The following is a 22,058-nucleotide window of genomic DNA, read 5'->3' as shown; positions in this document are numbered from 1 at the left end:
TTCGTGTCATGCAAGATGTCGTCATAGTCGCTGCCACCCGCACCGCCATCGGCAGCTTCCAGGGTTCCCTGTCGGCCCTGCCGGCCCATGAGCTGGGCGCCGCGGTGATCCGCCGCCTGCTCGAACAGACCGGCGTCGCCGCCGAGGCGGTCGACGAAGTCATCCTCGGCCAGACCCTCACCGCCGGCGCCGGGCAGAACCCCGCGCGCCAGGCCGCCATCGCCGCCGGCCTGCCGAACAGCGTACCGGCGATGACCGTCAACAAGGTCTGCGGCTCGGGCCTCAAGGCCCTGCACCTGGCCGCCCAGGCCATCCGCTGCGGCGATGCCCAGGTGATCATCGCCGGCGGCCAGGAAAGCATGAGCCTGTCGCCCTACGTGCTGCCCAAGGCCCGCACCGGCCTGCGCATGGGCCATGCGCAACTGCTCGACAGCATGATCGTCGACGGCCTGTGGGACGCCTTCAACGACTACCACATGGGCATCACCGCCGAGAACCTGGTGGACAAGTACGGCATCAGCCGCGAGGAGCAGGACGCCTTCGCCGCCGAGTCCCAGCGCAAGGCCGCCGAAGCCATCGCCGCCGGGCGCTTCGAGGCGGAGATCACCCCCATCGAGATTCCCCAGCGCAAGGGCGAACCGCTGCGCTTCGCCACCGACGAACAGGTCCGCGCCGGCACCAGCGCCGAGTCCCTGGCCAAGCTCAAGCCGGCCTTCAAGAAAGACGGCAGCGTCACCGCCGGCAACGCCTCCAGCCTCAACGACGGCGCCGCCGCCGTGCTGCTGATGAGCGCCGCCAAGGCCGCCGAACTGGGCCTGCCGGTGCTGGCGCGCATCGCCGCCTACGCCAATGCCGGCGTCGACCCGGCGATCATGGGCATCGGCCCGGTCTCCGCCACCCGCCGCTGCCTGGACAAGGCCGGCTGGCAGTTGGCCGAGCTGGACCTGATCGAGGCCAACGAAGCCTTCGCCGCGCAGTCCCTGGCGGTGGGCAAGGAACTGGGCTGGGACGCCGCCAAGGTCAACGTCAACGGCGGCGCCATCGCCCTCGGCCACCCCATCGGCGCCTCCGGCTGCCGCGTGCTGGTCACCCTGCTGCACGAAATGCTCCGCCGCGACGCGAAGAAGGGCCTCGCCACCCTCTGCATCGGCGGCGGCCAGGGCGTCGCGCTGGCCCTGCAACGCTGAGCCTCGCCGGGCGCGGCCGCAAGGTCGCGCCAACTGGGCTATCTTCATTGGGCGGATCGCGCCTTAAAGGATTGCCCATGAACAAACGCGTCATCGTGGTGGAGGATCACCCGGCCATGCGCCTGGCGATTCGCTCGCTGCTCGCCCAGGACCCCCAGTTCGAAATCGTCGGCGAGGCCGACGATGGCAACGCCGGGCTCAACCTGGTGCGCCAGCACAAGCCCGACCTGGTCATCCTCGACCTCAACCTGCCGGGCATGGACGGCATGGACCTGCTGGCGCGGGTGCACATCTTCGACGAGAACATCCGCCTGCTGGTGCTCAGCTCCCAGGACGAGCGGCTCTACGCCAGCCGCGTGGAAGCCGCCGGCGGGCACGGCTTCGTCAGCAAGAACAAGGACACCACGGCCATCCTCAACGCCGCGCGCATGCTGGTCGCCGGCTACCGCTGCTTCCCCGAGCGCCCCCTGGGCGCGCCCGGGCAGCCCGGCGACGACCCGGTGGCGGCGCTCACCCCGCGCGAGCTGGTGGTGCTGCGCAGCCTGGTGCGCGGCCAGAGCAACAAGCAGATCGCCGAGGAGCTGTTCCTCAGCCAGAAGACCGTCAGCACCTACAAGACGCGCATCCTCGAGAAACTGCAGCTGAACAGCCTGGTGGACCTGGTGGAGTTCGCCCGCCAGCACAACCTGCAGGCCTGAGCGCCGCGGCCGCGCTGCCACGGCTCAAGACTTGGAACTTTGCACGCGTGCCATACTCCGAGGTACGCCACGACGGAAAATGACTCCCGCTATGCCCAAAGGATTGATTCGCGCGATCGGCACCCTGGTGCTGCTGTTCCTCCTCTATTGCCTGCTGGGCTTCCTGATCCTCCCCGGCATCGCCCTGCGCGTGGCCAACCAGCAACTGGCCCAGTACGCCACCGTGCCGGCGCACATCGAGCGCATCGAACTCAACCCCTTCAGCCTGGAGCTGAACGTCTGGGGCCTGCGCATCGGCCAGCCCGGCCAGGAGCAGGTGGCCTTCGAGCGCCTGTACGCCAACCTGCAGCTCGACAGCCTGTGGACGCGCCAGCTGCACCTGGCCGACGTGCAACTGGACAAGCCCCATGGCGAAGTGGTGTTCGCCGAGGACGGCAGCCTCAACCTCGGCCGCCTGTTCAAGCTGCCGCCCAGCGAGCCCAAGCCCGAGCAGCCGGACAGCAAGCCCTTCCCGCTGCGCATCGAGCGCGTCGCCCTGAGCCAGGGCAGCGTGCACTTCCAGGACAACCGCCCGAGCGAGCAGGTGGATTTCGTCTTCGACCCGCTGGGCTTCGAGCTGCACAACCTCAGCACCCTGCCCGACAGCGGCGCGCAGATGACCCTGAGCGGCGCCGGCCCCCACGGCGGCAAGGTCGACTGGAAGGGCGACCTCAGCCTGACTCCGCTCGCCTCCAGCGGCAGCCTGTCGATCCAGGGCATTCCGCTCAAGGCCTGGTGGCCCTACGTGCGCGACAACGCGCCGCTGGAGTTGCAGAAGGGCATCCTCAGCGTTGCCACCGAGTACAAGCTGGACCTGAGCAAGGACACCCAGCTGCAGTTGGAAAAGACCAGCGCCAACCTGCGCGACCTCGACCTCAAGAGCCCGGCCGGCAAGCCGCTGGTCACCCTGGCCAGCCTCGACGTGGCCGAGACCAGCCTGGACCTGGCCAAGCGCGAAGTGCTGGTCGGCCAGATCCGCAGCCAGGGCCTGGAAACCTGGGCCGCCCGCGAGAAGGACGGCCAGCTCGACTGGCAGAAACTCTTCGCCGACTTCCAGAAGCCCGCGCGCAAGCCGGCCCCTGCCCCTGCCGAACAGCCGGTGCCCACGGCCGATGCCGCGGCGAAACCCGCCGACGCCACTGCGGCCGCCAAGCCCGTAGCGGACGCAGCCAGCCCTGCGCCCGCCAAGACCGATGCGGCCCCGGCGGACAAGACCGAAACCCAGGCCGCGGCGAAGCCCGAGGCCAAACCTGAAGCAGAGGCCCAAGCCCAAGCCCAAGCCCAAGCCCAAGCCCAAGCCCAAGCCCAAGCCGACCAGGCTGCGGCCGCCGCCGACAAGCCGGCAAGCCCGCCGCCGGAACCGGCCAGGCCGACCGAGCCGCAGAAGCCCTGGCACGTGGTCCTGCGCGACACCCAGCTGCGCGGCTACAAGGTGCACCTGGCCGACCGCGTGCCGGCCAGGTCGGTGGCCCTGGACGTCGGCCCGCTGGACCTCGACCTGCAGGACCTCGACAGCTCGCTGACCCAGGCGCTGCAGCTCAAGCTCAAGACCGGCATCGGCAACCGCGGGCTGATCGAGGCCAGCGGCAGCGTCATCCCCAACCCGGTCAGCGCCAGGCTCAAGGTCGCCACCCGCGACATCGACCTGCGCCTGGCGCAGTCGTACCTGGAGCCCTTCATCCGCCTGGAGCTGCGCAGCGGCTTCCTCGCCAGCAAGCTCGACGTCGACCTCAAGAGCACCGAGCCGCTGGCCTTCAGCGTCGGCGGCAGCGCCGAGGTCAGCCAGTTGCACACCCTGGACACCCTCAAGAGCCGCGACTTCGTCAAATGGCAGAAGCTCACCCTCGACGGGCTGGCCTACAAGCATGGCGACAGCCTGGTGATCCAGAGCGTGTCCTTCGAGCAGCCCTACGCGCGCTTCATCATCAACGAGGACCGCAGCACCAACGTCAGCGAGCTGATCATCGCCCAGCCCGAGCAGCCGGCGGCCAAGGGCGCCGCCAGCCCGGCCAAGGCCGGCAGCGACAAGCCCCTGGGCATCCACATCGGCGGCATCCGCATCAACGACGGCTCGGCCAACTTCGCCGACCTGACCCTGCGCCCGGACTTCGCCACCGCCATCCAGCAGCTGGGCGGCGAGATCGGCACCCTCGACAACCGCAACCCGCAGCCGGCCAGCGTCGACATCAAGGGCAAGGTCGACAAGTACGCCCCAGTCACCATCAAGGGCAGCCTCAACCCCTTCTCGCCGCTGGAAAAGCTGGATATCGCCACCAGCTTCAAGCGCGTCGAGTTGACCACCCTGACGCCCTACTCCGGCAAGTTCGCCGGCTACCGCATCCGCAAGGGCCGGCTCAACCTCGACCTGCACTACCAGATCACCAAGGGCCAGCTGAAGGCCGACAACAAGGTGCTGGTGGAACACCTGCAGCTGGGCGAGAAGGTCGACAGCCCCGACGCCGTCGACCTGCCGGTGAAGCTGGCGGTGGCCCTGCTCAAGGACACCAACGGCAACATCGACATCCAGCTGCCGGTGGAGGGCGACCTGAACAACCCGCAGTTCAGCGTCATGCCCATCGTCTGGCAGACCCTGCGCAACCTGGTGCTGCGCGCCGTGCAGGCGCCCTTCAAGTTCATCGCCGGCCTGGCCGCCGGCGGTGGCGACGAGGACCTGGGCAACGTGCCCTTCGCCGCCGGCTCCAGCGAGCTGACGCCCGCTGCGCAAGGCAACCTCGACAAGCTCGCCGCCGCGCTCAAGCAGCGCCCGGCGCTGAAGCTGGAAGTCGAGGGGGTGAGCGCCGCCGCGGCCGATGGCCCGCTGCTGGCCGAGCAGCGCCTGCAGCAGGAATTCCGTAGCAACTACTACAAGATGCTGCAGCGCCGCGGCGACAAGGTGCCCAGCGACGCCAGCCAGCTGGAGGTGCCGGAAGACCTGCAGCCGGCCCTGCTCGAAGGCATCTACCGCACGCGCCTGAAGAAACAGCCGCCGGCCGAGTGGCAGGAACTGGGCAAGGACGAGCGCACCGCCAAGCTGCGCCAGGCGGTGGTCGACTCCTGGAGCGGCAGCCAGTTGCTGCTGCGCAAGCTGGCCCAGGAGCGCGGCGCGCACATCAAGGACTATCTGGTCACCAAGGGCGGACTGGGGGATGATCGCATCTACCTGATCGACGTCAGCCAGGCCGAGGTGGAAAAGGGCGGCGAGGTCGTCACCCAGCTCCACCTCGACAGCGAATGAGGCACGCCCCGATGAAGTCCCTTCCCCTGCTGGCCGGCGCCCTGCTGCTGGCCAGCGCCGGCGCCCAGGCCGACAGCATGCGCTGCGGCAGCGCTCTGGTCAGCGTCGGCGACCGCGCCTGGGAAGTGGAGCAGAAGTGCGGCGCGCCGGACCATCGCGACGACGTCGGCTACACCCTCGGCGGCTACGACCGCCGCGAGTTCAAGGTCGAGGAATGGGTGTACGGCCCGCGCAACGGCGCCACCTACATCCTCACCTTCGAAGCCAACCGCCTCAAGCGCATCGAATTCAAGCGCGACTGACCGCAGCGGAGCCGCCATGCGCCTGTTCGTCCTCCCCCTGCTGCTGCTCGCCGCCGCCCCGGCGCTGGCCGACAGCCTGCGCTGCGGCAGCCGCCTGATCAGCAGCGGCGACAGCAGCAGCGACGTGCTCGAACGCTGCGGCCAGCCGGTGGACCGTTCCTACCTGGGCAACCGCATCGTCGTCGGCGACTGGGGCCATCGCGAGGAGGTGCGGGTGGAGGAATGGATCTACGGGCCCTGGAACGGCATGCTGTATTTCGTGCGCTTGCGCGGCAACCGCGTCGACGCCATCCAGAGCAAGCGCAGCAACTGACAGACAGCGCCCGATGCCGGTGATAGTCTCGCGCCATCACCGCCAAGGACAGGTCGCCCATGCTCATCGTGCCCGCCGAACACCCGCTGGACTGGAAGAAGCCGCCGCTGGTCACGCTGCTGCTGATCCTGCTCAACTGCCTGATCTTCTTCGTCTACCAGGGTGGCGACCGGGCCCGCCAGGAACAGGCCGTCGGCGTCTACCTGGAGCTGGACCTGCTGGGCCGCGAGCGCGCGCTGTTCGGCGAATCGCTGGCGCGCCGCGAGAAGCTGGACGACAACCAGAAGCGCGCCATCGAGGGCCTGCGCCGCCAGGACCTGGCGTGGCTGATCCTCCGCGACCTGGAGTTCGGCCATGAACTGCGCGGCCAGCCGGCCTTCCAGCAGGACCCGGCCTGGCAAGCGGCGCGGGCCAGCGCCGAGGCCGCGCGGGACCGCCTGAGCTCACTGCGCTTCGGCTTCATCCCCGCGCAATTCAGCCTGCAGGGGCTGTTCGGCTCCATGTTCCTACACGGCGACTTCTGGCACCTGGCCGGCAACATGGTGTTCCTGTTCATCTTCGGCTTCGCCCTGGAAATCGCCCTGGGCCGCCTCAAGTACCTCGCCCTGTACCTGGTCAGCGGGCTCTGCTCCGGGCTGCTGTGGTGGGCGCTGGACCCGGTATGGGTCACCGGCATCGGCGCCTCCGGCGCCATCTCCGGGCTGATGGGCATGTACATCGGCGTCTACGGGTTGCGGCGCATCCGCTTCTTCTACTGGCTGGGGCCGCTGCTCGGCTACTTCAGCGCGCCGGCACTGTGGATACTGCCGCTATGGATGGGTAAGGAGCTCTACGGCCTGCTGCGCGCCGCCGACCACGTCAACTACTACGCCCACCTCGGCGGCCTGGCCTCGGGCTTCCTGCTGGTGTGGCTGCCGCGCCGCTTCGGGCGGCTGAAGGTCGACGAAGCCTACCTGGCCAAGGAAGACCCCGACGCCGGCTTCAAGCGCGACCTGGCCGCCCTCGACGCCCTGATCGGCCGCTTCGCCCTGGACCAGGCGGCAAGCCGCGGACAGGACCTGCTGCTGCGCCACCCCGGGCGCCTGCTGCTGATCGAACGCCTGTACGGCGTGGCGGTCTCCCGCCAGGATGCGGCGCTGCTCGGCGCCGTGCTCAAGCAGCTGTTCGCCCTGCCGCCGAGCGAGGCCGCCGCCCTGTTGCGCCGTCTGGCCGACGACAGCGCCGCGGAGAAACAGCGCCAGTTGGCCCACCCCGCGGTGCAGTTGCACCTGCTGCAGAGGCTCCTGCAACTGGAAGACGGGCCGCGCGCCCTGGGAGCCTGGCGGCGCCTGGCGAAAAGCGGCCAGCATCCGGCGCAGCTGCCGCAGATGACTCTGCAACTGGCCAAGCGCCTCGGCGCCCAGCGCGACAGCCAGGGCCTGCGCGAACTGGCGCAGTTCCTTCGCCAGCGCTACCCCGAGGCCGAGCAGACGCGCCAGCTGGCGCTCTACCAGCAGCAACTGGCGCGCTGACGAAAAGGCCCCGCCGGCTTTCACCGGCGGGGCCTGGCGCAACGCTATGCGGGGTTACAGGCGGTCGCTGAAGTCGCGGACTTCCTGCTCTGCGCGGTCGCGGCTCCAGCCGTAGCGCTCCTGCAGCTTGCCGACCAGGTATTCGGCATGTCCGTCGGCCACCTGCAGGTCATCGTCGGTCAGCTTGCCCCACTTTTCCTTCAGGGTGCCGGACAGCTGCTTCCACTTGCCCTTGATCACGTCGGAATTCATCACGCTATTCCTCGTTCGATGGGCAGGCCCGGCGCGAGCCGGGCCGCCATTGTCAGTCCACGGCCTTCAGGCCGTCGGCGGAAACCGCCTTGACGCCCTTGATGCCCTTGGTGGTTTCGATCGCCAGGTCACGCTCGGCGTCGGTCTTCACGGTACCGGACAGGGAGACCACACCCTGGTTGGTTTCCACCTTGATGCTGGTGCCGCTGATGTCCTTGTTGGCGATCAGGCTGGATTTCACCTTGCTGGTGATCCAGGTATCGGAAACCGCTTCCTCGGTCTTCTGCACGGTGTCATTCGCAGCGAGGGTCGTCGGTTGCGCGAACACCGGGCTGGCGAGCGAGAAGCTCAGGGCGGAAGCGGTGGCAGCGGCAAGGGCCAGTTTGCTGAAACGGTGTTTCATGGCGATCTCTCCTGTACTTTGCAAGGAACTGCGACCATGCCTGGCGGCAGTTTCACAAGGGATATCGCAAGCTCCGGGCCAGTTTTTCCGCGAAGGCTAATTCCTTTTAAATCAAACACCTAGCAAAATCGCCCGGGGCCCCTGGACCGGCAAATTGCACACTGGGGGCCAAGGCGCCGTGCAATTTGCACGGGCTAACCGCCCTGGCGGGCCATCTTCTCCAGCACCTGTTCCAGGCTGGCCACCTCGGCGAGCAGCGGCGTGTCCGGGTAGCGCTGGCGGATGAACGCCAGCAGCTTGCCGGCCGGCTCCAGTTGCCCGAGGCCTTCGGCGAAGCCGCGCGCGGCCAGCAGGTACGCCCGCGGAATCTGCGGGTACTGCGGGAAGCGCTGGTGCAGGTTGCGCAGCAGGCTCAGGGCCTCGCGGGCCTTGTGCCGCTGCAGCAGCACCTCGGCGATGCGTTCGCACACCAGCGGATCGTCCGGCAGGTAGTCGGCCTGCAACTGCCGGGCATCGAGCAGCGCGCCGGCCGCCAGTTGCGGGTTCAGCCGCGTCGCCAGGGGCAGGTAGCCCGCCAGGTGGGCCAGGCAGGCCTCGCGCTCGTTCAGCCCGTACAGCAGTTGGTGGTAGCGCTCGTTCAGGCGCAGGTCCTCGGGGTCCTGGCGCAGGGCCGCGGCCAGGGTTTCCACGGCGGCGCCGCCCTGCCCTTCCTTCACCCGCACTTCGGCTTCTGCCAGCGCCCGGCGCCGGCGCCATTCGGCCTCGGGGAAGCCCTGCACGAGGTCATCGCCAGCCACCGCGTAGCCCAGCGCGCCCTGGTACTGGAACACGGCGTAACCCATCATTGCGCACATCACCACGCCGAAGTAGCCGAGCAGCGCCACCATCACCGGCATCAGCACCACCTTGGGCAGGCCGAAGCCGAGCAGCCAGGCCAGGTAGTTCGGCGATTGCCAGAGGATGAACAGGAACACGCAGAGGATCAGGTAGCGCCAGCCCATGGCGCCGATCACCTGGCCGACTTCCACCGGGCTGAGCGCCGCGCCCAGGCTCTTGTCCAGGGCCAGGCGGATGACGCTGGCCGGCAACACCAGCACCAGGGCGACGTTCACCGCCCAGAACAGCGAGGGATTGTCGAAGTCCGCGGCCAGCCAGAGCAGCACCGCGGCCACGACGAACACCGCCAGCTGGCGCAGGAAGGCGCCCAGGCTGGAGAGGTCGAAGGCCTCGCCCAGGCCGGGCGCATCGTTGCTGCCCAGGCTGACCGCCTCGATGACGCTGTGCAGGTACTTGGTGGCCACGCTCAGCAGGGCCAGCCACAGCAGCAGCATGCTGGGCATGAACAGGCTGGCCAGGGCCAGCGCCGCGGCGAACATCAGCGGGCCCGGTTGCAGGGCGTAGGCGAAGAACTTCGGCAGGCGCTCCCAGAACGGCTGGGCGCTGTTGGCCGCGCCCAGGTACTGCAGGCCGTTGCGGCACAGCGGGCAGGCCGGGGCGTATTCCGGCGCGTCGGCGTTCAGCGGCACGCAGCAGTCGCCGTAGTGGCGCTGGCACGGCAGGCAGAACCAGGTGGCGGGCTGCGCCTGGTGGTAGTGGCAGTAATGCTTGTCCATCGGCCTGGCTGTCCTTGCGTGCTGGCGAGGCGCCATTTTCCAGGCAAAAAAAGAGGGCCCGCAAGGGGCCCTCTTTCATTTTGCTACCGCTTAGACGCCGGAGGCTTCTGCGGCGGCTACATCCTTGATGGACAGCTTGATGCGGCCACGGTTGTCGACGTCCAGAACCAGGACCTTGACTTCCTCGCCTTCCTTGAGCACGTCGGTGACCTTGTCGATGCGCTTGTCGCTGATCTGCGAGATGTGCACCAGACCGTCCTTGCCCGGCAGGATGTTGACGAAGGCGCCGAAGTCGACGATACGCTCGACCTTGCCGACGTAGATCTTGCCGATCTCGGCTTCCGCGGTGATGCCCAGGACGCGCTGCTTGGCGGCCTCGGCGGCTTCCTTGGTTTCGCCGTAGATCTTCACGCTGCCGTCGTCCTCGATGTCGATCGAGGCCTTGGTCTCTTCGCAGATGCCGCGGATGGTGGCGCCGCCCTTGCCGATGACGTCGCGGATCTTGTCCGGATCGATCTTCATCGACAGCATGGTCGGGGCGTTTTCCGACAGCTCGGCGCGCGGCTGGGCGATGACCTGGTTCATCTGGCCGAGGATGTTCAGGCGCGCTTCCAGCGCCTGCTCCAGGGCGATCTCCATGATCTCTTCGGTGATGCCGTTGATCTTGATGTCCATCTGCAGGGCGGTGACGCCCTTGGCGGTACCGGCGACCTTGAAGTCCATGTCGCCCAGGTGGTCTTCGTCACCCAGGATGTCGGTCAGGACGGCGAACTTGTCGCCTTCCTTGACCAGGCCCATGGCGATCCCGGCAACCGGAGCGCGAACCGGCACGCCGGCGTCCATCAGCGCCAGGGAGGCGCCGCACACGGAAGCCATGGAGCTGGAACCGTTGGATTCGGTGATCTCGGAAACCACGCGGATGGTGTAGGGGAACTCGTCCTGCGACGGCAGCATGGCGGCGACGCCACGACGGGCCAGGCGGCCGTGGCCGATTTCGCGACGGCCCGGGCTGCCCATTCGGCCGCACTCGCCCACCGAGAACGGCGGGAAGTTGTAGTGCAGCATGAACGGGTCCTTGCGCTCGCCTTCGAGGGTGTCGAGCAACTGGGCGTCGCGGGCGGTGCCGAGGGTGGCGACGACCAGGGCCTGGGTTTCGCCACGGGTGAACAGGGCCGAGCCGTGGGTCTTGCCGAGCACGCCGACTTCGATCTTCAGCGGACGCACGGTGCGGGTGTCGCGACCGTCGATACGCGGCTTGCCGTTGACGATGTTCTCGCGAACGGTGCGGTATTCCAGCAGGCCGAAGACGTCCTTGACCTCGCTGGCCGAGTACTGGCCTTCGCCTTCGCCGGCGAACCTGGCGACGATCTCTTCGCGCAGGGCGTCCAGGGCGGCGTAGCGCTCCTGCTTGATGGTGATGGTGTAGGCGTCGGAAATGGCGGCGCCGAACTCGGCCTTGATGGCCTCGATCAGGGCGGTGTTCTCGGCCGGGGCGCTCCAGTTCCAGCTCGGCTTGCCGGCTTCGGTGGCCAGTTCGGCGACGGCGCGGATGACCGCCTGGAATTCTTCATGGGCGTACAGCACGGCGCCCAGCATCTGGTCTTCGGTCAGCTCGTCGGCTTCGGACTCGACCATCAGCACGGCGTCGGAGGTGCCGGCCACGACCATGTCGAGGCTGGAGCTCTGCAGTTGCTCGTAGGTCGGGTTGAGGATGTAGCCGACTTCCGGGTGGAAGCCCACGCGGGCGGCGCCGATCGGGCCGGCGAAGGGAATGCCGGAGATCGCCAGGGCGGCGGAGGTGCCGATCATGGCGGCGATGTCCGGATCGGTCTTCTTGCCGGTGGAAACGACGGTGCAGACGACCTGCACTTCGTTCATGAAGCCTTCGGGGAACAGCGGGCGGATCGGACGGTCGATCAGGCGCGAGGTCAGGGTTTCCTTCTCGGAAGGACGGCCTTCACGCTTGAAGAAACCACCGGGGATGCGGCCGGCTGCGTAGGTCTTTTCCTGGTAGTGGACGGACAGCGGGAAGAAGCCCTTGTTCGGGTCGGCCTGCTTGGCGCCCACGACGGTGACCAGCACGGTGACGTCGTCCATGGTGACCAGCACGGCGCCGGTGGCCTGGCGGGCGATGCGGCCAGTCTCGAGGGTTACGGTCGATTGACCGAACTGGAATTTCTTGGTTACCGGGTTCACGGTGTCTTTACCTTCACTTAGTTGCCTTGGGGGAAATCGTGGAAATGCCGGGAGTCGGACCCAAAATCATTCCCTAAAAAAGCCGAAAGCTGGAAGCCGAAAACCGGAAGCAAGAGCAACGCCCCACTTCCAGCTTCCCACTTCCAGCTTCCGGCTCGCTCACGTCTTAGCGACGCAGGCCCAGGCGACCGATCAGGGCGCTGTAACGAGCAGTGTCCTTGTTCTTCAGGTAGTCCAGCAGCTTGCGGCGCTGGTTGACCATGCGGATCAGGCCACGACGGGAGTGGTGGTCTTTGCCGTTGGCCTTGAAGTGGTCCTGCAGCTTGTTGATGTTGGCGGACAGCAGGGCAACCTGCACTTCCGGGGAACCGGTGTCGCCTTCAGCTTGCTTGTACTCGTTTACGATCTGGGCTTTCTCTTGGACGCTCAGTGCCATGATGGGCTTTCCTCTGAGGTAACAGGCCAGGGACTTTTCCCTGTGTTCATAAAGGAGGTGTGACCGTGCCTGTTGACAGCCACCCTCGGGTTTCCGGCCTTACGACCGAATCAGTCGACGCGGCGCGATGCGCCCGTCGTCGGTCACCTCACCGATACCGATGAAGCGACCTTCGTGATCCTGTACCCGCAGCATGCCGAACTTCGGCGCCTCGGGTGCGCGTACCGGCTGCCCGTGCAGCCAATAGTAGGCGCTGTGCTCGGACAGCTGCAGCAGCGGCCAGTGTTCCAGGCCGGCGTCCACCGGCAGCAGGAAGCGGTCGAGGGCCTCGTTGCCGCCCTCGGCATGGACCTGCACCAGTTCCTCCAGCGTCACCGCCTGGGCCAGGCCGAAGGGGCCCGCCTGGGTGCGCCGCAGCGCAGCCACGTGGGCGCCGCAGCCCAGCTCGCGGCCGATGTCCTCGACCAGGGTGCGGATGTAGGTGCCCTTGCTGCAGGAAACGGCCAGGGTGGCGCAAGGCGCCTCGAAGGCCAGCAGTTCCAAGCGCGCAATAGTAACAGAACGCGCCTCGCGCTCCACTACCTCTCCTGCGCGGGCCAACTTGTACAGCGGCTGGCCGTCCTTCTTCAGTGCCGAATACATCGGCGGCACCTGCTCTATTTCGCCGCGGAAGCGCGGCAGCAGGGCCTCCAGGGCCTCCCGACCGACGGTCACCTGGCGTTCCTCGAGCACCTCGCCCTCGGCGTCGCCGGTGGTGGTGGTGACGCCCAGCTGGGCCAGGGTCTCGTAGCCCTTGTCGGCATCCAGCAGGTACTGGGAGAACTTGGTGGCCTCGCCGAAGCACAGCGGCAGCACGCCGGTGGCCAGGGGGTCGAGGCTGCCGGTGTGCCCGGCCTTTTCCGCATTGAGCAGCCAGCGCACCTTCTGCAGGGCCTGGTTGGAGCTCATGCCGCGCGGCTTGTCGAGCACCAGCACGCCGTTGACCGCACGGCGGATACGTTTCACCTGGGCCACGCCTTACTCCTCGGAACCGCCACCGTGACGACGGTCTTCCGCCACCGCCCGCTCGATCAGCGCCGACAGCTCGGCGCCGCGGCGGATGCTGGCGTCGTAGCTGAAATGCAGCTGCGGCACGCTGCGCAGCTTCATCGCCTTGCCCAGGTGCATGCGCAGGAAGCCGGCGGCGTCGTTGAGGATCGAGACGTTCTGCTTGATCAGCTCGGCGTTGTCGTCCTGCCCCATCACGGTGATGAACACCTTGGCGTGGGACAGGTCGCGCGCCACGTCGACGCCAGTGATGGTCACCAGGCCCAGGCGCGGGTCCTTGACCTCGCGCTGGATCAGCAGCGCCAGTTCGCGCTGCATCTGATCGCCGATGCGTTGGGTACGGCTGTACTCTTTTGCCATTTTCCTAACCTGCTTCCGGTGGCCCAGGGGCACCGGACGAATAAGCGGCAAACGCCCGGATCAGCAAGGCTGACCCGGGCGCTGCGTTTACGCTCGTCGGCCCTTACAGGGTACGAGCGACTTCGACCTTCTCGAACACTTCGATCTTGTCGCCGACGCGGACGTCGTTGTAGCTCTTCACGCCGATACCGCACTCCATGCCGGCACGGACTTCGGCCACGTCGTCCTTGAAGCGGCGCAGCGATTCCAGCTCGCCTTCGAAGATCACCACGTCGTCGCGCAGTACGCGGATCGGACGGTTGCGGTGCACCAGGCCCTCGGTGACCATGCAGCCGGCGACCGCGCCGAACTTCGGCGAACGGAACACGTCACGCACTTCGGCGATACCCAGGATGTTCTCGCGGACATCGCTGCCGAGCATGCCGGTCAGGGCTTTCTTGACGTCTTCGATGATGTCGTAGATCACGTTGTAGTAACGCATGTCCAGGCCTTCGGCCTCGACGATCTTGCGCGCACCGGCGTCGGCACGGACGTTGAAGCCGAACAGCACCGCGTTGGAGGCCAGCGCCAGGTTGGCATCGGATTCGGTGATGCCACCGACGCCGCCGCCGACCACGCGGACCTGCACTTCTTCGTTGCCCAGGCCGCTGAGCGAGCCCTGCAGGGCTTCCAGGGAACCACGCACGTCGGCCTTGAGGACGATGTTGAGGGTCTTCTTCTCTTCCTGGCCCATGTTCTCGAAGATGTTTTCCAGCTTGGCCGACTGCTGGCGAGCCAGCTTGACCTCGCGGAACTTGCCCTGGCGGAACAGCGCGACTTCGCGGGCCTTCTTCTCGTCGGCGACCACGGTCACTTCGTCACCGGCATCCGGCGTGCCGTCCAGGCCGAGGATCTCGACCGGGATGGACGGGCCGGCTTCCTTGATCGGCTTGCCGTTCTCGTCGAGCATGGCGCGCACGCGGCCATAGTTCACGCCGCAGAGGATCATGTCGCCCTGGCGCAGGGTACCGTCCTGGACCAGCACGGTGGCTACCGGGCCACGGCCCTTGTCCAGGCGCGACTCGACCACCACGCCACGGCCGGGGGCCGACGGGGTGGCTTTGAGTTCCAGGACTTCGGCCTGCAGCAGCACGGCTTCGAGCAGCTCGTCGACACCGGTACCCATCTTCGCCGAGACCGGCACGAAGGGTGCGTCGCCGCCCCACTCTTCCGGGATCACGTCGAGCGCGGCCAGGCCGTTCTTGATGTTGTCCGGGTTGGCGTCGGGCTTGTCGATCTTGTTGATCGCGACCACGATCGGCACGCCAGCGGCTTTCGCGTGCTGGACGGCTTCCTGGGTCTGCGGCATGACGCCGTCGTCGGCCGCCACCACCAGGATGACGATGTCGGTCGCCTGGGCGCCACGGGCACGCATCGCGGTGAACGCGGCGTGGCCGGGGGTGTCGAGGAAGGTGACCATGCCGCGGTCGGTTTCCACGTGGTAGGCGCCGATGTGCTGGGTGATGCCGCCGGCTTCGCCCGCGGCCACCTTGGCACGGCGGATGTAGTCGAGCAGCGAGGTCTTGCCGTGGTCGACGTGGCCCATCACGGTCACTACCGGCGCACGGGCTACCGCCTCGCCTTCGAACTTCAGCGACTCGGCCAGTTGCTCTTCCAGTGCGTTCTCGCTGACCAGCTTGACCTTGTGGCCGAGTTCCTCGGCGATCAGTTGGGCGGTCTCCTGGTCGAGTACCTGGTTGATGGTCACCGGGGTGCCCATCTTGAACATGAACTTGACGACTTCGGCGCCCTTCACCGACATCTGCTGAGCCAGCTCAGCAACTGTGATGGTCTCACCGATACTCACTTCACGCACAATCGGTCCTGTCGGGCTCTGGAACCCGTGCTGGTTACGCTTCTTCAGCTTCGACTTGCCGCGACCGCCGCCACGGCGACCAAAACTGTCGTCGTCATCCACACCGGTGCGAACAACGCGCGGCGCGGAGGTCTTTTCCTTTTCCTTGATCGACGGGCGATGCTGGGCATGCTTGCGATCGCGACGCTCGTCTTCCTCTTCGCGCTTGGGCGGACGGCGTACTTCGGCTTCCTTCTTGCGCTCCTCGCCAGCAGCCGGAGCGGCGGCGGGCGCGACAGGCGCGGCAGTCGGAGCCCCGGCAGCGACAGCGGGGGCCGCAGGCTGGGGAGCCTGGTCAGGCTGGCGACGAGCCGCTTCCTCGGCCTGACGGCGGGCTTCGGCTTCGGCCTTCTGACGGGCTTCTTCCTCGGCCTTCAGGCGAGCCGCTTCCTCGGCGGCGCGCTGCTCTTCCAGCTCGCGCTGGCGCTCGGCCTCGATCTCGTCGGGGCTGCGCTTGACGTAGGTCTTCTTCTTGCGAACCTCGACGCTCACCGTCTTGCTGCCGGCCACCCGCAGGGTGGAGGTGGTCTTACGCTGCAGGGTGATCTTGCGCGGTTCTTCCAGGCGGTCGCCATGGGCACCCTTGAGGTGCGCCAGCAGAGCCTGCTTTTCGTTGTCGGTCACTACCTGCTCGGCACTGCTGTGCGGCAGGCCCGCCTCGCGCATCTGCTGCAGCAGGCGCTCGACCGGCGTATCGACCGTTTTGGCCAGTTCTTTCACCGTGACTTGCGTCATGCATTTCTCTCCTCAGGCCGCGAATGCTTACTCGAACCAATGGGCCCGGGCGGCCATGATCAACTTGCCGGCACGCTCTTCGTCCATGCCGTCGATGTCGAGCAAGTCGTCGATAGACTGCTCGGCAAGATCTTCACGGGTGGTTACGCCACGCAGCACCAGGTCCAAGGCCAGCTCTTTGGTCATGCCATCGAGGCTGAGCAGGTCTTCGGCCGGTTGCGCGTCGGCAAGTTTTTCCTCGGTCGCGATGGCTTTGGTCAACAGACGGTCCTTGGCGCGCGAGCGCAGCTCGTTGACGATGTCTTCGTCAAAGCCGTCGATGTTGAGCATCTCTTCCATCGGTACGTAGGCGATTTCTTCCAGGGTGGTGAAGCCTTCCTCGACCAGCACCTGGGCCAGCTCCTCGTCGACATCCAGCTCGTCGATGAAGCGCTGCAGGATGTCGCCGGTCTCGGCCTGCTGCTTGGCCTGGATGTCGGCCTCGGTCATCACGTTCAGCGTCCAGCCGGTCAGCTGGCTGGCCAGGCGGACGTTCTGGCCGCTGCGGCCGATGGCCTGGGCCAGGTTGTCCTCGGCGACGGCGATATCCATGGTGTGGGTATCTTCGTCGACGATGATCGCCGCCACTTCGGCCGGAGCCATGGCGTTGATGACGAACTGCGCGGGGTTGTCGTCCCACAGGACGATGTCCACGCGCTCGCCGCCCAGTTCGCCGGAAACGGCCTGGACGCGCGAACCGCGCATGCCGATGCAGGCGCCCTGCGGGTCGATGCGCTTGTCCTTGGAGCGTACCGCGATCTTGGCGCGCGAACCCGGGTCGCGGGCGGCGGCCATGACATCGATCAGCTGCTCGGCGATTTCCGGCACTTCGATGCGGAACAGCTCGACCAGCATTTCCGGCGCGGTCCGCGAGAGGACCAGTTGCGGGCCGCGGTTCTCGCTGCGGATTTCCTTGAGCAGGGCACGCACGCGGGTGCCGACGCGGAAGGTCTCGCGCGGGATGATCTGGTCGCGGGCCAGCAGCGCTTCGGCGTTGTTGCCCAGGTCGACGATGACGTTGTCGCGGGTGACCTTCTTGACGGTGCCGGAGATGATCTCGCCGACCTTCTCGCGGTAGGCGTCGACCACCTGGGCGCGCTCGGCCTCGCGGACCTTCTGCACGATGACCTGCTTGGCGGTCTGCGCGGCGATGCGGCCGAACTCGATGGACTCGATCTTCTCTTCGATGACGTCGCCGGCCTTGGTGCCCGGGTGGCTTTCCTGCACGTCCTCGACGGTCAGCTCGGCGGCCGGGTTGGAGTAGTCCTCGTCCTCGACCACGGTCCAGCGGCGGAAGGTGTCGTAGTTGCCGTTGGTGCGGTTGATCTGCACGCGCAGGTCGACCTCGTCCTCGAAACGCTTCTTGGTGGCGGTCGCCAGAGCCAGTTCCAGCGCCTCGAAAATCACGCCGGGCGGTACACCTTTCTCGTTGGATACCGACTCAACAACCAGCAGTACTTCTTTGCTCATCGTACGCCTCGCCTTTCAATCCATTGGAATCCGCTTGATCCGCGGCTCACTCAAATCGGGGAATGATGTTGGCCTTATCGATCGAATCGATCGGCAGCAGGTATTCATGGTCGTCCACCAGGACCACCACGTCCTGCTCCTCCACACCGCGGAGGACGCCCTGGAAGTTGCGGCGACGCTCGAAGGGCACGCGCAACTTGATCTTCACTTGCTCGCCAACGTAGCGGGCGAACTGCTCGAGGGTGAACAGCGGGCGGTCCATACCCGGGGAGGAAACTTCCAGGGTGTATTCGCCGCTGATCGGGTCCTCGACGTCGAGCACGCCGCTGACCTGACGACTGACCGTCTCGCAGTCCTCGATCAGGATGCCGTCGGCCTTGTCGATATAGACCCTCAGCAGGGAATGACGTCCCTGGGACAGGAACTCGAGGCCCCAGCACTCGTAGCCGAGCGCCTCTACCACAGGGGCCAGCAAGGCCTGCAACTGTTCTAGCTTGCTCGACACCTGATCGCCTCGCGTATGCCGTAGAAACGAAAAATGGGCGAAACGCCCATCCCTAAAGGGCCGCCCAGCAACGGCGGCGCGGACTGTCCAGCTAGCAAAAAGCCCCTGAAAAGGGGCTCTGCCATAACTGGTTGCGGGAGCTGGATTTGAACCAACGACCTTCGGGTTATGAGCCCGACGAGCTACCAGACTGCTCCATCCCGCGTCAAAGCTGGTGCGAAATTATACGGTTACACCCTATCCAGGTCAACCGACACACCGGAAACGAAAGCCCCGCATGCGGGGCTTCGTATATGGTACCGAGGAGGGGACTCGAACCCCTACAGCCTATGGCCACTACCACCTCAAGGTAGCGTGTCTACCAATTCCACCACCTCGGCAAAAACCTTTGCCTTACTTCTGCTCAGGAGCTGCCGGAACGTCACCGTTGCCAGCTGCCGGGGCTTGTTGCTGCCCCTGGGTCGCCGGCACGTCGGAGGTTGCCGGGACCTTCTCCTGATGCTGCTCCATCACTGCCGGATCAGGAAGTCCGATGTGACGTATCATATCAGCTTTTTCTTTAGCGAAATACGCTAAACCCAAGCTGGTAATGAAAAAAATTGCAGCCAGTACAGCAGTAAAACGACTGAGGAAGGTTGCGGAACCCTGGCTACCGAAAACGGTACCCGAAGCACCAGCGCCAAAGGAGGCACCGGCATCCGCACCCTTGCCATGCTGAAGCAGGACCAGTACAACCAGACCCAGCGCCATCAGCAGGTGAATCACGATTACAACTGTTTCCAGCATCTTCAGCTTCCCGCGGCGCGACAGATCGCACCGAACTCATCCGCATTCAGGGAGGCACCACCAATCAGCCCCCCATCGATGTCCGGCATGCCGAACAGTTCGACCGCATTCGCTGCCTTGACGCTACCGCCGTAAAGCAGGCGAACCCCGCGGGCGACCTCGGCTTTCTCTGCCGCCAATTGCGCACGGATGGCCGCATGTACTTCCTGGGCTTCTTCAGGCGAGGCGGTAAGCCCCGTCCCGATTGCCCACACCGGCTCGTAAGCCACTACGGCGCGGGAGAAAGCCCCGACGCCCAAATCTTCTATCACCGAGCTCAACTGACGCCCGACGACCTCGAGGGTCTTGCCGGCTTCGCGCTGTTCGCGGGTCTCGCCCACGCACAACACGGGAACCAGGCCACAGGATTGCGCCGCGGCGAACTTGCGACTGATGACACCGTCGCTTTCGCCCAGCACCTGGCGGCGCTCGGAGTGCCCCACCAGAACCAGGGAGCAACCGGCATCGGCCAGCTGGCTGGCAGCAATCTCGCCCGTGAGGGCGCCCTGCATCGGCTCGATCGCGCAATTCTGCGCACCGACCGCAACCGCCTTGCCATCCAGGCCCTGAAGAACCTGGTTGATGTACAGACAGGGCGGCAGAACCGCCACGTCGACACCTGTAGGCAGAGCCAGTTGTCGCAAGCCTTTGATCAGCTCCGCAACACTGGAGCGGGTACCGTGCATTTTCCAGTTCCCGGCCACTAAGGGTCGACGCATGCTGTACCTCGCTGAGCAAAGTGGGCGCAGATGTTACTCGACAAAAATCGGACTGACAAGAGAAATCAAGCACATACCTCGGTTACGACCTTCGCCAGCTGTTCGGCGTAGGCACGCACCCGGGTCTCTTCGTCGCCCTCGACCATCACCCGCACCAGCGGCTCGGTGCCGGACTTGCGCAGCAGCACGCGGCCACGGCCGGCCATGCTTTCGGTGACGCGGGCGCAAGCCTCCTTGACCGCCGGATGCTCGATGGGATCGACGTCCTTGCCCTGGTAGCGCACGTTGATCAGCACCTGCGGGAACCTGCGGATGCCCTGGCGCGCCTCGGCGAGGGTCTGGCCGCGGCTCTTCAGCGCCATCAGCACCTGCAGCGCGGCGATGATGGCGTCGCCGGTGGTGGTGTGCTGGGCGCAGACCACGTGGCCGGAGTTCTCGCCACCCAGCTGCCAGCCGCGATCGAGCATTTCCGCCATCACGTAGCGGTCGCCGACCTTGGCCCGGGTGAAGGGGATCTGCAGGTCGGCCAGGGCCAGCTCCAGGCCCAGGTTGCTCATCAGGGTGCCGACCACGCCGCCCTGCAGGCGGTTGCGCTCCTGCATGTCGCGGGCGATCAGGAAGAGGATCTCGTCGCCGTCCACCACCGCGCCGGTATGGTCGACCATCATCACGCGGTCGCCGTCGCCGTCGAAGGCGATGCCCATGTCGGCCTGCTCGGCGATGACCGCCGCCTGCAGCGCGGCGACGTGGGTGGAGCCGCAGTTGTCGTTGATGTTCAGGCCGTTGGGCTGCGCGCCGATCACCGAGACCTGGGCCCCCAGCTCGCGGAACACGCTGGGCGCGACCTTGTAGGTGGCGCCATGGGCGCAGTCGACGACCAGGCGCAGGCCGGAGAAGTCGGTGCTGGTGGGCACGCTGCTCTTGCAGAACTCGATGTAGCGGCCGGCGGCGTCGTTGATCCGCGAGACCTTGCCCAGGCGCGCGGAGTCGACCACCGTCATGGGCGTGTCGATCAGTTCTTCGATCATCAGCTCGACGTCGTCGGGCAGCTTGGTGCCCTGGCCGGAGAAGAACTTGATGCCGTTGTCGTCGTGGGGATTGTGCGAGGCGCTGATGACGATACCCGCCTCGGCGTGGAAGGTCCGCGTCAGGTAGGCGATGCCGGGGGTCGGCATCGGGCCCAGCAGCATCACGTCGGCACCGGCGGCCGACAGGCCGGCCTCCAGGGCCGATTCGAACATGTAGCCGGAAATCCGCGTGTCCTTGCCGACCAGCACGCGGCACTTGCCCTGCTGGCGGAAAGCCATGCCCACCGCCCAGCCCAGCTTGAGCACGAAGTCCGGCGTGATCGGCGGCGTGCCGACACGGCCACGGATGCCATCGGTACCGAAATATTTCCTGCTCATGCTGTCATTCCTTCTTCCTTAGCCTGTTCCACCGCATCGATCATGCGGACCACATCCACCGTTTCGGCAACGTCGTGCACGCGAATGATGCGCGCCCCCTTGGCCACGGCCAAGGCCGCCAGCGCCAGGCTGCCATACAGACGGTCACCGACCTCGCGCCCCAGGGCGCGGCCGATCATGCTCTTGCGCGACACTCCGACCAGCAGCGGGCAGCCCAGTTCCAGCAGACGCTCCATGCGCCGGAACAGCACCAGGTTGTGCGCCTGGGTCTTGGCGAAGCCGAAGCCGGGATCCAGCAACAGGCGCTCGCGCGTGATTCCCGCCGCCTCGCAGACGGCGATGCGCTCGGCGAGGAAGTCATGCACCTCGGCCAGGATGTCGGGGTAGCGCGGGTCGTTCTGCATGGTGCTCGGCTCGCCGCGCATGTGCATCAGGCACACGGCCAACCCGGCATCCACCGCGGCGTCCAGCGCGCCATCGCGCTGCAGCGAGCGCACGTCGTTGATCAGCCCGGCGCCCAGGCGCGCGGTCTCGCGCATCACGGCGGGGGTCGAGGTGTCGACGGAAATCACCACGTCCAGTTCGCGGGCGATGGCTTCCACCACCGGCGCCACGCGCTCCAGCTCCTCGGTCGGCGACACCAGGCGCGCGCCCGGGCGGGTCGACTCGCCGCCCACGTCGATCAGGGTGGCGCCGGCCTCGACCATCGCGGCGGCGTGGCGCAACGCGACGTCGCGCTGGCTGAAGCGGCCGCCGTCGGAGAAGGAGTCCGGGGTGACGTTGAGGATACCCATGACATGGGTACGCCCTAAATCAAGAACCCGGTTGCCGCAAGGCAACCGGGTCGGGTACAGCTCGAAACTCATCTAGTGC

Annotated in this window: 20 protein-coding genes and 2 tRNA genes; 6 read left to right on the top strand and 16 right to left on the bottom strand. The window is 66.6% G+C overall.

The window, feature by feature from the left end; all coding sequences use genetic code 11:
• Positions 1-8 precede the first annotated feature (8 nt).
• From FG99_RS09650 to FG99_RS09625, 6 genes are all read left to right on the top strand, one after another.
• Entirely contained in the window at positions 9-1,187 is a 1,179-nt protein-coding gene (locus FG99_RS09650) for an acetyl-CoA C-acetyltransferase (protein ID WP_043269027.1), read from the top strand.
• Between the two features lie 77 nt (positions 1,188-1,264).
• Complete coding sequence (locus tag FG99_RS09645; protein ID WP_009613026.1) at positions 1,265-1,885, top strand: response regulator transcription factor; 621 nt, start codon at positions 1,265-1,267, stop codon at positions 1,883-1,885.
• Between the two features lie 91 nt (positions 1,886-1,976).
• A complete protein-coding gene (locus FG99_RS09640; protein WP_043269025.1) occupies positions 1,977-5,159 on the top strand; it encodes a DUF748 domain-containing protein in 3,183 nt (1,060 codons plus the stop codon).
• A gap of 11 nt (positions 5,160-5,170) precedes the next feature.
• Positions 5,171-5,461, top strand: a complete 291-nt coding sequence (locus FG99_RS09635) for a DUF2845 domain-containing protein (protein WP_043269023.1) — start codon at positions 5,171-5,173, stop codon at positions 5,459-5,461.
• A gap of 16 nt (positions 5,462-5,477) precedes the next feature.
• The gene (locus FG99_RS09630) at positions 5,478-5,774 is read left to right on the top strand and encodes a DUF2845 domain-containing protein (RefSeq protein ID WP_043269021.1); all 297 of its coding nucleotides are present in this window, start codon (positions 5,478-5,480) and stop codon (positions 5,772-5,774) included.
• A gap of 59 nt (positions 5,775-5,833) precedes the next feature.
• Positions 5,834-7,285 carry a rhomboid family intramembrane serine protease gene (locus FG99_RS09625; RefSeq protein ID WP_043269019.1) on the top strand — a complete coding sequence of 484 codons (1,452 nt, stop codon included), beginning with the start codon at positions 5,834-5,836 and terminating at the stop codon, positions 7,283-7,285.
• A gap of 54 nt (positions 7,286-7,339) precedes the next feature.
• Here FG99_RS09625 and FG99_RS09620 read toward each other — a convergent pair whose 3' ends face one another.
• The 16 genes from FG99_RS09620 to folP all read right to left on the bottom strand — a co-directional run bounded on the left by FG99_RS09620 (position 7,340) and on the right by folP (position 22,051).
• A complete protein-coding gene (locus tag FG99_RS09620) occupies positions 7,340-7,537 on the bottom strand; it encodes a CsbD family protein (RefSeq protein ID WP_009613031.1) in 198 nt (65 codons plus the stop codon).
• Positions 7,538-7,589: 52 nt separating this feature from the next.
• Positions 7,590-7,940, bottom strand: coding sequence for a BON domain-containing protein (locus FG99_RS09615; protein ID WP_009613032.1), 351 nt, complete (start codon positions 7,938-7,940; stop codon positions 7,590-7,592).
• Between the two features lie 194 nt (positions 7,941-8,134).
• Positions 8,135-9,553 carry a hypothetical protein gene (locus tag FG99_RS09610; protein WP_043269017.1) on the bottom strand — a complete coding sequence of 473 codons (1,419 nt, stop codon included), beginning with the start codon at positions 9,551-9,553 and terminating at the stop codon, positions 8,135-8,137.
• Between the two features lie 90 nt (positions 9,554-9,643).
• Entirely contained in the window at positions 9,644-11,749 is a 2,106-nt protein-coding gene (gene pnp, locus FG99_RS09605) for a polyribonucleotide nucleotidyltransferase (RefSeq protein WP_009613034.1), read from the bottom strand.
• A 166-nt stretch (positions 11,750-11,915) separates the two neighbouring features.
• Positions 11,916-12,185 (bottom strand): 30S ribosomal protein S15, encoded by a 270-nt coding sequence (rpsO, locus tag FG99_RS09600; protein ID WP_009613036.1) that lies wholly within the window; start codon positions 12,183-12,185, stop codon positions 11,916-11,918.
• Between the two features lie 99 nt (positions 12,186-12,284).
• On the bottom strand, positions 12,285-13,199 hold the full coding sequence (truB, locus tag FG99_RS09595) for a tRNA pseudouridine(55) synthase TruB (RefSeq protein ID WP_043269015.1): 915 nt from the start codon (positions 13,197-13,199) through the stop codon (positions 12,285-12,287).
• Between the two features lie 3 nt (positions 13,200-13,202).
• Positions 13,203-13,592: a 30S ribosome-binding factor RbfA gene (gene rbfA, locus FG99_RS09590; RefSeq protein ID WP_009613040.1), complete on the bottom strand. Its 390-nt coding sequence runs from the start codon at positions 13,590-13,592 to the stop codon at positions 13,203-13,205.
• A gap of 103 nt (positions 13,593-13,695) precedes the next feature.
• On the bottom strand, positions 13,696-16,221 hold the full coding sequence (infB, locus tag FG99_RS09585; protein WP_043269013.1) for a translation initiation factor IF-2: 2,526 nt from the start codon (positions 16,219-16,221) through the stop codon (positions 13,696-13,698).
• Positions 16,222-16,248: 27 nt separating this feature from the next.
• Positions 16,249-17,730, bottom strand: coding sequence for a transcription termination factor NusA (gene nusA / locus FG99_RS09580; RefSeq protein WP_009613044.1), 1,482 nt, complete (start codon positions 17,728-17,730; stop codon positions 16,249-16,251).
• Between the two features lie 46 nt (positions 17,731-17,776).
• Positions 17,777-18,235, bottom strand: coding sequence for a ribosome maturation factor RimP (rimP, locus tag FG99_RS09575; protein ID WP_009613046.1), 459 nt, complete (start codon positions 18,233-18,235; stop codon positions 17,777-17,779).
• Between the two features lie 128 nt (positions 18,236-18,363).
• Positions 18,364-18,440 (bottom strand) — tRNA-Met (locus FG99_RS09570).
• A gap of 89 nt (positions 18,441-18,529) precedes the next feature.
• A tRNA-Leu gene (locus tag FG99_RS09565) sits at positions 18,530-18,615 on the bottom strand.
• A 13-nt stretch (positions 18,616-18,628) separates the two neighbouring features.
• Positions 18,629-19,021, bottom strand: a complete 393-nt coding sequence (gene secG, locus FG99_RS09560) for a preprotein translocase subunit SecG (RefSeq protein WP_043269011.1) — start codon at positions 19,019-19,021, stop codon at positions 18,629-18,631.
• Between the two features lie 2 nt (positions 19,022-19,023).
• Positions 19,024-19,779, bottom strand: coding sequence for a triose-phosphate isomerase (gene tpiA, locus FG99_RS09555; protein ID WP_043269009.1), 756 nt, complete (start codon positions 19,777-19,779; stop codon positions 19,024-19,026).
• Positions 19,780-19,844: 65 nt separating this feature from the next.
• The gene (gene glmM, locus FG99_RS09550) at positions 19,845-21,185 is read right to left on the bottom strand and encodes a phosphoglucosamine mutase (RefSeq protein ID WP_009613051.1); all 1,341 of its coding nucleotides are present in this window, start codon (positions 21,183-21,185) and stop codon (positions 19,845-19,847) included.
• Positions 21,182-22,051 (bottom strand): dihydropteroate synthase, encoded by an 870-nt coding sequence (folP, locus tag FG99_RS09545; protein WP_043269007.1) that lies wholly within the window; start codon positions 22,049-22,051, stop codon positions 21,182-21,184. The genes glmM and folP overlap by 4 nt, the downstream gene beginning before the upstream one ends.
• Between the last annotated feature and the right edge of the window lie 7 nt (positions 22,052-22,058).

The organism is Pseudomonas sp. AAC, from assembly GCF_000725445.1.
Taxonomy (GTDB): domain Bacteria; phylum Pseudomonadota; class Gammaproteobacteria; order Pseudomonadales; family Pseudomonadaceae; genus Pseudomonas; species Pseudomonas citronellolis.
Note: the sequence above shows the minus strand (reverse complement) of the source record. Positions and strands in the feature narration are given on the sequence as shown.